At 62.7% G+C, this 13,025-nt stretch carries 8 protein-coding genes and 1 pseudogene; 8 read left to right on the top strand and 1 reads right to left on the bottom strand.

Annotation, left to right across the window (positions count from 1 at the left end; translation table 11 throughout):
• The first annotated feature begins 11 nt into the window (after nucleotides 1-11).
• The 4 genes from ACNEOT_RS03635 to ACNEOT_RS03620 are packed head-to-tail and all read left to right on the top strand — an operon-like array spanning nucleotide 12 to nucleotide 5,069.
• Nucleotides 12-1,673: a class I adenylate-forming enzyme family protein gene (locus ACNEOT_RS03635; protein ID WP_415972196.1), complete on the top strand. Its 1,662-nt coding sequence runs from the start codon at nucleotides 12-14 to the stop codon at nucleotides 1,671-1,673.
• On the top strand, nucleotides 1,670-2,941 hold the full coding sequence (locus ACNEOT_RS03630) for a pyridoxal phosphate-dependent aminotransferase (protein ID WP_415972194.1): 1,272 nt from the start codon (nucleotides 1,670-1,672) through the stop codon (nucleotides 2,939-2,941). The genes ACNEOT_RS03635 and ACNEOT_RS03630 overlap by 4 nt, the downstream gene beginning before the upstream one ends.
• Before the next feature lie 53 nt (nucleotides 2,942-2,994).
• Nucleotides 2,995-3,888: a hypothetical protein gene (locus ACNEOT_RS03625; RefSeq protein ID WP_415972193.1), complete on the top strand. Its 894-nt coding sequence runs from the start codon at nucleotides 2,995-2,997 to the stop codon at nucleotides 3,886-3,888.
• A 53-nt stretch (nucleotides 3,889-3,941) separates the two neighbouring features.
• Nucleotides 3,942-5,069, top strand: a complete 1,128-nt coding sequence (locus tag ACNEOT_RS03620; protein WP_415972191.1) for a Glu/Leu/Phe/Val dehydrogenase dimerization domain-containing protein — start codon at nucleotides 3,942-3,944, stop codon at nucleotides 5,067-5,069.
• A gap of 54 nt (nucleotides 5,070-5,123) precedes the next feature.
• Here ACNEOT_RS03620 and ACNEOT_RS03615 read toward each other — a convergent pair.
• Nucleotides 5,124-5,318: pseudogene (locus ACNEOT_RS03615) on the bottom strand (integrase core domain-containing protein); the annotation flags it as partial.
• A 263-nt stretch (nucleotides 5,319-5,581) separates the two neighbouring features.
• Between ACNEOT_RS03615 and ACNEOT_RS03610 the strand changes: the two are divergent.
• The 4 genes from ACNEOT_RS03610 (at nucleotide 5,582) to ACNEOT_RS03595 (ending at nucleotide 13,021) form a co-directional block, all read left to right on the top strand.
• Complete coding sequence (locus ACNEOT_RS03610) at nucleotides 5,582-6,460, top strand: LysR family transcriptional regulator (protein WP_415972190.1); 879 nt, start codon at nucleotides 5,582-5,584, stop codon at nucleotides 6,458-6,460.
• Between the two features lie 266 nt (nucleotides 6,461-6,726).
• Nucleotides 6,727-7,518: a zinc-binding dehydrogenase gene (locus ACNEOT_RS03605; protein ID WP_415972189.1), complete on the top strand. Its 792-nt coding sequence runs from the start codon at nucleotides 6,727-6,729 to the stop codon at nucleotides 7,516-7,518.
• Between the two features lie 38 nt (nucleotides 7,519-7,556).
• Nucleotides 7,557-11,597, top strand: a complete 4,041-nt coding sequence (locus ACNEOT_RS03600) for a type I polyketide synthase (RefSeq protein WP_415972187.1) — start codon at nucleotides 7,557-7,559, stop codon at nucleotides 11,595-11,597.
• A complete protein-coding gene (locus ACNEOT_RS03595; protein WP_415972185.1) occupies nucleotides 11,594-13,021 on the top strand; it encodes an MFS transporter in 1,428 nt (475 codons plus the stop codon). Before ACNEOT_RS03600 ends, ACNEOT_RS03595 begins: the two co-directional genes overlap by 4 nt.
• The last annotated feature ends 4 nt before the right edge of the window (nucleotides 13,022-13,025 follow it).

Raw genomic sequence — 13,025 nt, 5'->3', positions numbered from 1 at the left:
AGGAGCGCACCATGGCGCACACATCGGTAGATTCGTCCCTCGCACGCCAACGAGGCTGGTGGCGGGACGAGACGTTTCTCCACGACCTCAACGATCGTTACCGTGACCGCCCGAGCCACGCTGCACTGATCGGTCGCCGATCGACCTTGACGTCGACAGAATCGGTGTCGTACGAGGACCTCACGGTACGGACCGCGCAGGTCCGAAAGCTTCTGCTGGACCGGGGAATACGCACCGGTGACGCAGTGGCGGTTCAGATCGGCAATCGCTGGGAAATGGCAGCATTCGCATTCGCGACCTTCAGCATCGGAGCGGTGTTGTGCCCCGTTCCCCCAGGATCCGACATCGAGGAGCTTCTGCACCGTCTGCGAGTGGTCCAGGCGATTCTGCTACTGACCGACCGAACGGCAACTGATACGCGGTCGATCCGACTCGGTTCTCCCACCGTGAGGGAGGTACTCGTCGTCGGTGACCGTGGCGAATCCGATGCAGTGACAGTCGATTCCCTGTTGCCGGTGCCCACCGGCAGTCGACGGGCGCATCAGGAGCTCGTGGATGCGGCCGCGGATCTGGACTCGGACGCGGCCTGCTTGATGCTGTTCACATCAGGGACGACCGGTCCGTCGAAAGCGGTGGTTCACTCACACAATTCGCTGTATGCCGCTGTCCGCAGCTACGTCGACAACTTCGGGCTCGATCGCACCACGGTAGTGGCGGTCACCACGCCGGTCGTGCACTATTCGGGGCTGGTCCAAGGAATTCTCACCACCACCCTCGTCGGAGGGACGACGGTCATCCAACAGTCCCGCGACGCGGAGGAATTTCTTCCGCTGATCGAAGCGACGGGCGCAACTGTCATGTACGGCCCTCCGCAGACTCTCTTGTCTCTGTCCGCGGCGCAAAGGGTCCTCCGGTGCGATGTCTCGACACTCGATCGGGTAATTGTCGGGTCGGCGCCTGTAGTCGAGGCGCTCACTTCGGAGATCAAAGACGTGTTCGGTGCCCGCACCTCGTCACTGTGGGGCATGTCGGAGTTCGGACCCGCGGTGCTGACTCCCGGAGATGCACCGCCGTCCCTGCCTGCGATCAGTAACGGTAATGCCATTGCCGGAGTCGAGATTCGCGTCGTCGGGCGGGCCCGGCTCACAGCGCAGCGTCCGGTGGGCCGACTCGAGGTTCGCGGCGCTTCACGGGCTTTGGGCTATTTCGGACAACAAGATCAGTTCGATGCGGCTGTCGATTCCGAAGGGTGGTTCGACACAGGTGATGTTGCTCGTGACCTCGGTGACGACGGTATCCGAGTACTCGGCCGCGCTGCGGACGTGATCTGGTTCGGCGAGAACATCGTGCCAACCGTCGAGATCGAGGCGTCGATCCAACTGTTGGACGGCGTCGGTGAAGCCAGTGTGATCCCATCCCTGGACAGCCACGGTGAACAGACAGGTCTGTGTGCGGTCCTGGCTCGGAGTGACACGCACACGCCGGACACCGATGTATCGGTCGTCGCTGTTCGAGCGCGATTGATTGCCGATGGGTTCCCCGATTGGTGCCTGCCCGGCCGAGTCGAGGTCGTGGATCACCTTCCCAAGACCAGCACCGGGAAGATCCGCAAGCGGCGGTTGCGGGACGAGTTCGCGATCACCTCGCGTACGAGCGAAAACGTCGACCGATGACTGCAGGAGTGCAGTCATCTGCCACTCTGGCTATAGGTGAAGCCCTCGATGCACTTCGCCTGCAAGGCCGTGACGTCCTGCCCATGGCCAGCGGTGAGATTCGCCTTCCGGCTGCGCCTCGATTGCAGCAGGAACTTCGCACGGCCACCGAACACAACGACTACGGCCCGGTCGCCGGCATCGAGTCGTACCGCGAGGCCGCCGCCGGGTACTGGCGACGACGCGGTGTGGACGCCGACGCCTCGCGAATCATCACTGGTCCCGGAAGCAAAGCGTTGCTCTTCGCGTCCATCCTCGCTCTCGGCGGCGACGTGATCGTGCCGCGCCCGAGTTGGGTCAGTTACACCGCACAGGCCACGCTGGCCGGCCTTCGCGTCATCGAGATCGACACTTTTCCCGGTGCCGGGGGTGTGCCCGACCCGGATGCCGTCGCCGAGGTCGCCCGGACCGCACGCCGTAGTGGGCGCAGTATCCGGGTCGTGGTGACCACCCTGCCGGACAACCCGACTGGCGATATCGCCGCAGCAGACATCGTGCAACAGCTCACCGACGTTGCGCGCGAACATGATCTGATCATTGTCTCCGACGAGATCTACTACGATCTGGCCTTCGACGGGGCGAGTGTTCGCGGTGCCTCGCCCATCAACTTCGCCCCCGAACGCACCATTGTCACCACGGGATTGACGAAGAACCTCGCTGTCGGCGGGTGGCGTACCGGATTTGCACTGTTCCCGCAGCGCGGGGAGTCGCCATCGCTGTTCGATTCGGTATGCACTGTCGCAAGCCACATCTGGTCGAGCCCTACGATGCCGGTTCAACACGCCGCCGCATACGCGCTGACCGAACCACCGGAGATCGTCGCATGGATGAGGGCGGCGCTGCACCTGCACCGCTCGGTCGCTCGAGCCGCCAATTCCGTCCTCAGAACGGAAGGCTTGGTGTTGCCCGAGACTCGGGGAACCTGTTACCTGTATCCGGACTTCTCGCTCTATCGCGACGCCCTGCGCGCTGCACACAAGGTCGAGTCGAGCGCCGACCTCACCGATCTGCTACTGCGAAAATACGCTGTTGCTGCACTTCCGGGCTCCGCATTCGGAGATCCACTCGACAAGCTGACGGTCCGACTCTCGACCAGCCAGCTGTACGGATCGACACTCCAGCAGCAACAACAGGCGCTCGCTTCGTCCGACCCCCTCACCCTTCCCTGGATCGCAGAGAACCTCGACCGGTTGCACAACGCCGTATCCGCACTCCACCTTCTTGCCTGATCCCGCTACCTGCTCCCACTCACCACCTCATCGCCCCGAACAGGAGACATCCCATGCCCCAAGCAATCTTTCGTATCGAAACTGATACACACCCCCTCATAGGCCTGCTCACAACGGGCAGCGACGAGCCGGTTCGGTACTACACCGTCGATGACGCACAGCTGCGCGACGCATCGAGCAACGGCCTGAACGGCATTCGAGCGCTCCTCACAGCAGATCGAGAAGTTCCACGAACCGCCAATTACGACGCGAAGCCACGGCTCCGGCCGTTCTACGCAGCGCCGTCGGCGGACGGCCTCGTCAGCGGGTTCATGCGATCGCACGTATCGAAGATGCCCGAGCGGACATCTCCGAGAGAACCGGTCGAACCTGCCCGGTGGTTCTTCAAAGGCATCGACCGGTGGCTGCGTGAGAGTGGGGATGCGCTCCACGTCCCTGCGAATGCGATCGCCCTGATCGAGGAGCCCGAAGTGGTGTTGCTGTTCCTCAACGACGAGCAGGGCGAACCGAAGTACGCCGGTTACACGCTCGGAAATGACCTGTGCGACATCGGTCTTCACTTAAAGGACCCGGCGTACAACCCCTATTGCAAACTCTGCGAGACATCGCTACTGCCGTACGTATTTCTCGACACCCCACCGACCTCGGTGACCGGAACCGTCACGATCACACGCAATGGCCAGATTTCCTGGAAAGGAGACTTCAGCTGCGGCACCGACTCGCTGTACTACACGGCAGACGAAATGGTGGGCCATTTCTTCAGCTACCCCATCGTTCGCCGTCCCGGCGCCCTCAACTACGTCTTTCTCGGCGCTGACAGCGCAAGCTATCACGACGGCTACCGCATCGCCGACGGCGACAACATCTCGATCGACTTCGCCAGCCACAACGTGCTATTGAACAATCACGTTGCATTCACCCCAGCATCTGTGGTCACCGCGAGCTGACCCCTCCGCTGCCGCACTCACTCAGAAGACCGCTCGAAAGGGAAAGCAACTCGATGACAACCTCGATAGTGAAAACACAAGCGCCCGCACTGTCAGTGCAGCTGAACGGAACTCAAGGCTCCATCACGGGATGGGTGGTGGTGGACTCCCTCGTCGACGGCCTCGCCATGGGAGGGGTCAGAATGACCCCCTCCGTCGACCACGAAGAAGTCAGCGGTCTGGCACGAGACATGACCGACAAGTTCGTCCTGGCCGGACTACGAATCGGCGGCGCCAAAGGCGGCATCGTCTCCGACGGTACCGATCGCGAAAGCACCTTCCGAACATTCGGTCGAACCGTCAAACCGTTGTTGCACGGCGGGATTCACCTCGGAATCGATCTCGGTGTCACCCCAGCAGACCGCGCGATATTCTTCGACGCGGCACAGTACGACCCCCGCTACCGCCCCGGGGCACCGGACATGCCCATCGATTGGCGCACATACTATGAACCCCTCATCGATGCGACCGGATATGGCGTGGCCGTCAGCGCCCTTACCGCCCTCGAGACCAGTCAAGGTCGGAGTCCCGCAAGGGTCGTCGTTCAGGGCTTCGGAGCAGTTGGACGAGCTGTCGCCCAGTTCCTGGAAGCGAAAGGTCACGCCGTCGTCGCAGTGGCCGATATCGAGGGAACTATCAGTGCCGGCCGGTTGTCCACCGCAGAACTTATTGCCGCCACGGACATCCACGGACGAATCGACCGATCGCAGCTATCGAGCACCGTGACCTTGTCCTCGGAGTCGGACGCATGGCTCGACATCGACGCCGACCTGCTGATCTTGGCGGCGCAGAAATACGCACTGACCGCCGATAACGTCAACCGACTGCGTGCGCGATTTGTTGTCGAGGGCGCGAACCTCGCTTCGACCACGGAAAGTCGCGACAAAGCTGCACGGTCCGGCACACTGCTCGTGCCCGGCGTTATCGCCAACATCGGCGGTGCCGGATCCGCCGCCCTCGCTGTCACTCGAGTCGTGCCTTTCGACCTACCAGGACAAGCACGCAAACAATGGGTCTTCGACTGGATCGCCGACAAGGTCCGCAAGAACACCCGCGACTTGTTCGATCTCGCCCAGGATTCACCGACCACCGCACTGGAAACCCTGCTTGCTCAACGGCGTTCGGAGAGAGACGGAAGATGATCCTCGCAACTGATAGCTAGTTGTTCTTCCCGGGGAGGTTTTGGACGGTGAGTCGCTCGATGGTGACTTACCGCCAATGCCGGTTTGGGCTCGGTGGTGATTGTAATGAGGGACCCAGTGTTGGTATGTGGCCGCTCGGAATTCGTGGGAGGTGTAGACCCGTTTCTGGTTGAGGGTCCAGTCGAATCGTTCGACTTTGCCGTTGGTCTACGGCCGGAGCGGTCTGGTTCGCTTGGACGTGATGTCAGGTCTGAATCTGCGCGAGTAATTCTGACCGGCAACAGGATCAGTTGGCGTTCTAGTGCACGCGAATCGTGATGTCGTAAGTTGCTCGAAAAAGCCCGTAGGCGGTTTCTCTGCTGCTCAGGAGTTCAGGCATGAGGTCGCTGTTGAATCGGGCAGCAAACCACTCTGTGCAGTCTGCATAGTTTTCTGCTGGGTACGCATGCGGTTCCGCTTGGTTTGCCGTTCACTCGCTACATCAACCTGCGGGCAAGGGATAATTCATCACCATGGAGATCAAGCAGCTCAGGTACTTTCTGGTGGTCGCCGAGGAGCTACATTTTGCCCGTTCGGCGGAGCGATTGCACGTGGTCCAGGCCGTGGTCAGTCAACAGATCCGAAGACTCGAACACGAGCTGGGTCAGCCGCTGTTCGACAGGTCCAAACGTCAAGTAACACTGACCGCCGCGGGGTGCAGGCTGGTCCCAGAGGCTCGAGCAGTGCTCAATGCTGTGTCACACGCCGCTGCGGCTGTGCGATCTCGCTCCGACGAGTCCGACGCACCACCGCATCTTCGATTGGGAATAGCAGGCGGTTCAGGCAAACGCATCGACCGACTTCTGGATCACCTCGGAGCTCAGTTTCCCGATCTGCTCGTCACGCTGGAAATCGGGCAGGTATGGGAACAACTCGACGCCGTCCGTTCGGGTGCACTCGACGCCGCACTTGTTCGACTGCCCAGAAACGACCAGGATCTGAACCTGATTCCGGCATGGGTCGACCGTATCGTCGTCGCCATTCCCGCATACCACCCACTGGCTTCCAAACCCCACCTAGCGCTATCGGATCTGGCGGACCTTCCGCTGCGCCTGATTCCGTCCGAGCAGAATCCCGCCTTCGCCGCTACGGTGCTCCGTGCCTGTTCCGACGCCGGGTTCGAGCCGCCCGCGGGAATTCCATTCCGGGACCTGCAGACTACGGTGCTCGAACTCGGCTCGGGACCACCGTCGTGGACTGCGATGTACGAGGGCTCCGTGCAGGCACTGTCGACCGAACGCGTCACCTTCCGGCCCGTGACCGATCCTGGCATGGTCGTGCAGATGTGGCTGGCGGTGCGCGAAAGGACGGCGCTTGTCGACGCCCTGGCCGAAGCGTGCGCTCACATCTGACTTCTGATTGTTTTTCGTGAACCCTGAGTGCACGAATTGCTTCTGGTTCACGCCGACGGATCGGCGTTGACTCGTCGTCGTACAGATTCACACCGTCTCGGTGTGACCATACGACGAGATCGGATACGCCGATGTACACGACGATCAACACCCCTGACTCTGATATTCCGGTCCAACGTCTCGAAGCCGAAGATCCAAAGCCGGCCTCCGATGAGGCTCTCGTGCAGATCCATTCGTTCTCTGTCAACCGCGGGGAACTGTCCCTCATGGCCGCGAGAGGCCACGGCTGGCGACCCGGCCAGGACATCAGTGGCGTCGTGATCGAGGCTGCCGCAGACGGGAGCGGACCCAAAGCAGGCACACCCGTTGTCGGAATGGTCGATGGAGCCGGATGGTCCGAACTCGCGGCCGTGCGCACCGATCGAATGGCAGTCCTGCCGGATACATTGGGCACCAACATCGCTGCCGCTCTGCCGATGGCAGGACTGACCGCGCTGCGAACCGTGCGCTTGGGTGGCGACCTGTTGGGACGCAAGGTCCTGATCACCGGTGCCAACGGCGGCGTGGGTCGGTTTCAAATCCAATTGGCCAGTGCCGCAGGTGCGTCGGTCACGGCGATCACGACAGCCGGCGAGAACGAAGCCAGTGAACTGATCGAACTCGGGGCAACCGAGGTCTCGACTTCCCCGCCGGATGCATCAGGTCCCTTCGATCTGATCATCGAATCCGTCGGCGGCGCAGTACTCGAAGCGGCACTGTCGGTGCTGGCACCCCGGGGCAAGCTGGTGATGATCGGCAACAGTTCCGGCACCAAAGCCGAGCTCGATGTCTTTTCGTTCATGGGTCACGAAGGCGCGACGATCACCAACTACATGTCGTATGCAGTCGCGTACCCCGAACGCGAGGACCTCGAATTGCTCGTGAGCTTGGCCGCCGACGGCCGCCTCGATCCGACACCCGGTTACTGCGTCGATTGGTCGGAACTCACTCGTGTCATCGAACTGATGAAACGACGTGAATTGCCCGGCGGAAAAGCTGTACTCACGATCTCCCACTGACCTGCACACTCGGTGCTGACGAACAGGAACGGTGCGCGATGCGCGAACGACCGACAGATAGCGATAGCAATATCGAGGGCGGCATAGCAATCGTAGGTATGGCCTGCAGAGCACCAGGAGTTCACGGAGTGGACGAGTACTGGAACCTCCTGATGGAAGGCGTCGACGCGATCTGCGACGTTCCTGCCAACAGGTTTCGAGTCGATGACACTGACGACCCGCGGATGCGTCGCGGTGGATTCGTCGACAACGTAGCCGGTTTCGACGCGGAGTTCTTCTCCATTTCACCCCGTGAAGCCGAGTCGATGGACCCGCAGCAACGTCTTCTTCTCGAATGCGTATGGGAGGCATTCGAGGACGCGGGCCACCCACGACAGAAGTGGCAGGGAACGAATACCGGGGTATTCGTCGGTACCGATACCTCGAACTACTGGGAGCGCCGGCATCGCTCCGATCCCAACGTGTATGGCGTCATGGGCGGCGGTGCGCGTTCGTCCATGGCAGGTCGCGTGTCGTACGTCTTCGACCTCAATGGCCCTGCACTGTCCATAGATTCGGCATGCGCTTCGTCGCTCAGCGCGGTCCACCTGGCCAGTCGCAGCCTCAGGGACGGCGAGTGTACTGCCGCGATCGCAGCCGGTGTGCACCTGATCCTCGGGCCATGGGAGAGCCGGGCGTTCTCCGACGCGGGCATGCTCTCCCCCGACAACCGCTGCAAATTCGGTGATGCCGACGCCGACGGATTCGTCCGAAGCGAAGGAATCGGCGTCCTGCTTCTGCGGCCTCTTGCCGACGCTCTCGCAGACGGCGACCCGATCCATGCCGTGATCGCAGGCAGTGGAAGCAGCAACGACGGATCCGGCAGTGACCTGTTCATGGCACCGGCTCGTTCGGGTCAACGACTGATGCTCGAACGTGCGTACGCCGATGCCCGGATCGACCCACGCACCGTCGCGTTCGTCGAGGCCCACGGAACGGGGACCCAAGCCGGCGACCCCGTCGAACTCGGTGCCCTCCACGATGTGCTGGGCCGCGACAGGTCGACGTCGAACCCGCTGTACGTCGGATCCGTCAAGACCAACATCGGACACGCCGAAGCAGCCGCCGGAATCCTGGGAACGATCAAAGCGGTGCTGGCGAGCAAACACCGAGTGATCCCCGCCAACCTCAACTTCGTCCGCCCCAATCCCGAGATCGACTGGGAAGCAATGTCAATACGAATTCCGACGGAAGCCACACCACTCGGCGACCACGCTGTCATCGGCGTCAACGCATTCGGCGTCTCGGGCACCAACGTCCACATCGTCCTCGCCCCTGCACCGGCACCGAACCCGACGCCTCGCACCGACGCCGCACGCAGCGAGTCCGGCACCGCCCACTTGCTGACCCTGTCTGCCGGCACCGACGAAGCACTGCGCGACACCATTCGCTTCCACCTCGCCTACTTCGGAGCGGGTGGATCGGGTGCCGATGTCGCGCTGGCAGATATCTGTCACACGGCGGCCATGCGCCGCACACATCACGTCGCCCGCGCCGCGGTCGTGGGCGACACCCACGACGAGATCAGCGACGCATTGAGGGCAATCCTGCACGATCCACCGGAACAGCTTCGACGCACTCCGCGTCGAGTCGTCTTCGTCTTTCCCGGGCAGGGATCTCAATGGTTCGGCATGGGACGCGATCTCCTGGAGACCTCGCCTGCGTTCCGATCTGCCGTACTCGAATGCGAGCAAGCGATTTTCGACGCCGCCGGGTGGTCCTTGATCGACGCGTTGACCGACGAAACACAGCAGTGGGACCGCATCGACGTCGTGCAACCAAGCCTGTGGGCCATGCAGGTGGCGCTGGCGCGAACGTGGCAGCGTTTCGGGGTCGATCCAAGTATGGTCGTCGGCCATAGCATGGGAGAAGTTGCGGCAGCATGTATTTCGGGTGCTCTGAGCGTCGCTGACGGTGCACGTATCATGTGTCTTCGGTCGTCCGCGATGAGCACGGTGGCCGGCGAAGGAGCAATGCTCGTGGTCAGCGCTCCGGCCACCGTCATGGAACAGTGGATAGCGGACAACGACACCGACGTGGTGGTCGCGGTCCTCAACAGCTCGACCTCGACGGTGATCTCGGGCCCGACTACGCACATCGACGATGCCGAGAAGAACCTCGACGCGGCCGGCTACTTCGTCCGACGCGTTGCGGTGGACGTGGCCAGCCACAGTCCGCAGATGGACCCATTGACGCGGCCGCTCGCTGCCGATCTCGCCGATCTCTCGCCGCGCAGCACCGAGATCGACTTCTTCTCCACGGTTGCGGCCGCACGAATCGACGGCGCTCAACTGGATGCGGACTACTGGGCGTCGAACCTGCGCAACCGAGTTCGCTTCGAGGAGGCTATTTCCAACATTGCCGAAGACCGACCCACCGTCTTCGTCGAGATTTCACCGCATCCGTTACTGAGCAGCGCAATTCGTGACAACGGCTCGGCCACCGACAGCGTGACGGTATCCACCACCACCCGCAACCAACCGGAACGTGCCGAAATCCTGCAGAATGTGGCCGCGCTGTACTCGGCCGGCATCGACATCGACTTCTCCGCCCTGTACGAAGACGGGCGATGCGTGCCCATGCCCCGCTACGCATGGCAACGAGAACGCTTCTGGCTCGACGATGCGTTCGACACGAACTCGACACCGACGGCGGGCACCCCGAAGCAGACCCACCCGATCATCCTGGATGCAGCACAGTCGCCGTATCTGGACGAACACGTGCTACTCGGATCGCCCATGATCTCCGGTGCCACCATGATCGAACATGCTCGACGAGTGGCGGTGTCGATTCTGGGCACGGACCACGTGACGATCCGAGATGCGCACTTCTTCGAGCCGCTGTTCACCGCCGATTCTGCACTGTTCATCGATGCACACGTGCAGTCCGAGAACGAAGTTCGATGCGAACTGACCGACGACCGTGGAGTTCGATACTTCGAGTGCACTGTCGACGACTCGGTGGACGCAACGCCGGTGACGATGACACCCGTGCACGGATCGACGGTGCTCGGATCCGACTTCTACTCCGCAGCACAGGCCGGAGGCTTCGATTGGGGCCCTCGACTCCGCGGTGTGCAGGCGGTGCACCGGACACGTGGTGCCCTGTCTGCCAACGTCGTTCGCCCGGATGTTCTCGAGGACGACGAATCGCCGTTGCACCCCGCGTTGATCGAAGCATGCCTGACTCCGCTGCTCGCATTGCTCGAGCGACCGGGCTGGCTGGTGGCCGAACACATCGATCGAATACGCATCCTCGGATCGGCCACCACGATGACCAGTCACATCACCCTTCGCGACAACGGTGTCGCCGGAACCACCCGAGCCGACGTCGTAGTAGTTGACGAAAGGAATGAAACGATGGCCGAACTCACCGGCGTGAACGTCCGAACATCCGCACCGATCGACAGTCGGTGGCGTCCCAACGAAGTCGCCACCGAGGTCGACGATCCACTCGCACCGGAGGCGACCGTCGCACCGGCTCCCTCCGCCGGGTCCTCGATCGTGTTGTCCGGCGACCTCGACATAGTCGAGCCCACCTCCGGACTACACATTCGGTTGTCCGGGCGTATCGAGGTGAACCCCGCCGGCACTGCCGACACGCGACTTCCGGCGTCGACCCCTGCACGTCCCGCCACCGCCCCCGCGCGGCCCTCAGCACCCCAGACTGCCGCCCCTCGTTCCGCCGAGCCTGCCCGCTCGACTCTGCCCCCGGCAGCTCCCGCTGCTTCGTCGGCCCCGGCTGCGAAAACGCCCGCTGCCCAACAGAACAGTGCGGACACTGCCACGGACGTGGACGTACTCGACCTGTTGATGACCACAGTGGCGAGCACCCTGCGCAAGCCCAAGGCAAAGCTGTCGGCCGATTCGCGCGCACGCGACATCGGACTCGACTCGATCATGTCGCTCGAGGTGAAGACACGGCTGCAATCCGACCTCACCGTCGACATTCCGGCGAAACTGCTGCTGCAGGCACCGTCTCTGCGCGATGCGGCCGACACCATTGCCGCGCTGCGAGATTCCCGTGAGCTCCGACAATGACCGACCAGATCCACCATCCACGGCGTTTCGGCAAATCGAAGCAGGCAACTGCGCTCGTGACCTTGGTGCTCGTCGGATCGCAGTTCATGGTCTCGATGGACGCCACGATCGTCAACGTCGCCCTGCCGTCCATGCAGGACTCCCTGGGACTCTCCGGATCCGCCCTCCCCTGGGTCGTCAACGCGTACGCCCTACCCTTCGGCGGACTGCTCCTACTCGGCGCACGTTTGGGGGACTACATCGGCCGCAGGCGGGTGTTCATCGCCGGCACGTTGCTGTTCACGCTCGCCTCGCTCGTATGCGGATTGGCCTCCACCCCAACCGAATTGATTGCAGCTCGCTGTGTTCAAGGCGTCGGTGCCGCGGCGATGTCTCCGGTTGCCATGGCGATCCTGGTGGCAGAATTCGAGGGTGCGCAACGAAATTGGGTACTCGGACTGTGGGGAGCCATGTCCGGACTCGCAGGAGGCGTCGGGATGGTGGCGGGTGGACTGCTCACGTCCGCATCGTGGCGGTGGAACTTCTTGGTCAACGTCCCTGTGGGCGTTGCCGTTATGGCAGGATCCGCCCTACTGCCCGCAGGCCGTTCTCGTACTGTCGGTCGGCCCGACGTAATCGGTGCCATGCTCGCGGCCGTGGGACTGTCGACAATCGCCTACGGGGTCGCGATCGCCGGGGACAGCGGATGGACGTCGTTCTCCACGCTCCTCTCCCTCGGATCGGGAGCGGTGGTCGTGGCTCTGTTCACGCTGTGGCAGCGTAGGGCCGAGGCCCCGTTGATCGACCTCCAGATCTTTCGCAACCGCTCGGTCTCGACAGGGATCGTCATCGTTGCGATCACCGGTGCCCTGGGACAGGTCACCTACTTCACCTACACGATCTATCTGCAGCGCGAACACGGATTCGACCCCATAGCAGCAGGCTTTGCGTTCCTCCCCATCAGCATCATCCTGTTCGCCGCGTCCACCCGCGTTCAGATGCTGATCGCAAAGGTGGGCCTACGGCGTTCGCTCGGTGCGGGTTTGACGCTCTCCGCCGTGGGCCTGCTCTGGAGCACTCGGATCGGGCCCGACGACAGTTTTGCGTCGGCGTTCCTCGGACCGTCCATTCTGTGGTCGCTGGGGTGGGGCGTTGCGCAGGCAACCTCGTTCATCGCCGGCGCACAAGGGACATCGAGTGCCGAATCGGGCACCGTATCCGGATTGATCTCCACCACATACCGTCTCGGCGGGGCCATCGGACTCGCAGCCATCCTGAGCGTCGCCGCCGCCAGTTCGACAGTTCTGCAATCGGGCGGCACCGGAGGCGACCTCATCGACGGTCTCCGAGCCGCGTGGTGGGCAGGAGCCGGGCTCGCCTTCATCGGTGCGCTGCTGTCCTGCGCCCTGCCATCCCCCCAGCGCACTTCCACCCACATCGGATAGAAAG

This window comes from Rhodococcus sp. 077-4, assembly GCF_047782425.1.
Lineage (GTDB): Bacteria > Actinomycetota > Actinomycetes > Mycobacteriales > Mycobacteriaceae > Rhodococcoides.
The sequence above is the reverse complement of the archived record's forward strand: the minus strand, read 5'-3'. Positions and strand labels throughout refer to the sequence as shown.

Coding starts and splice junctions, on each gene's coding strand:
- ACNEOT_RS03610 (WP_415972190.1), top strand. CDS start 5,582: ATGGAGATCAAGCAGCTCAGGTACTTTCTGGTGGTCGCCGAGGAGCTA.
- ACNEOT_RS03625 (WP_415972193.1), top strand. CDS start 2,995: ATGCCCCAAGCAATCTTTCGTATCGAAACTGATACACACCCCCTCATA.
- ACNEOT_RS03595 (WP_415972185.1), top strand. CDS start 11,594: ATGACCGACCAGATCCACCATCCACGGCGTTTCGGCAAATCGAAGCAG.
- ACNEOT_RS03605 (WP_415972189.1), top strand. CDS start 6,727: ATGGCCGCGAGAGGCCACGGCTGGCGACCCGGCCAGGACATCAGTGGC.
- ACNEOT_RS03600 (WP_415972187.1), top strand. CDS start 7,557: ATGCGCGAACGACCGACAGATAGCGATAGCAATATCGAGGGCGGCATA.
- ACNEOT_RS03630 (WP_415972194.1), top strand. CDS start 1,670: ATGACTGCAGGAGTGCAGTCATCTGCCACTCTGGCTATAGGTGAAGCC.
- ACNEOT_RS03620 (WP_415972191.1), top strand. CDS start 3,942: ATGACAACCTCGATAGTGAAAACACAAGCGCCCGCACTGTCAGTGCAG.
- ACNEOT_RS03635 (WP_415972196.1), top strand. CDS start 12: ATGGCGCACACATCGGTAGATTCGTCCCTCGCACGCCAACGAGGCTGG.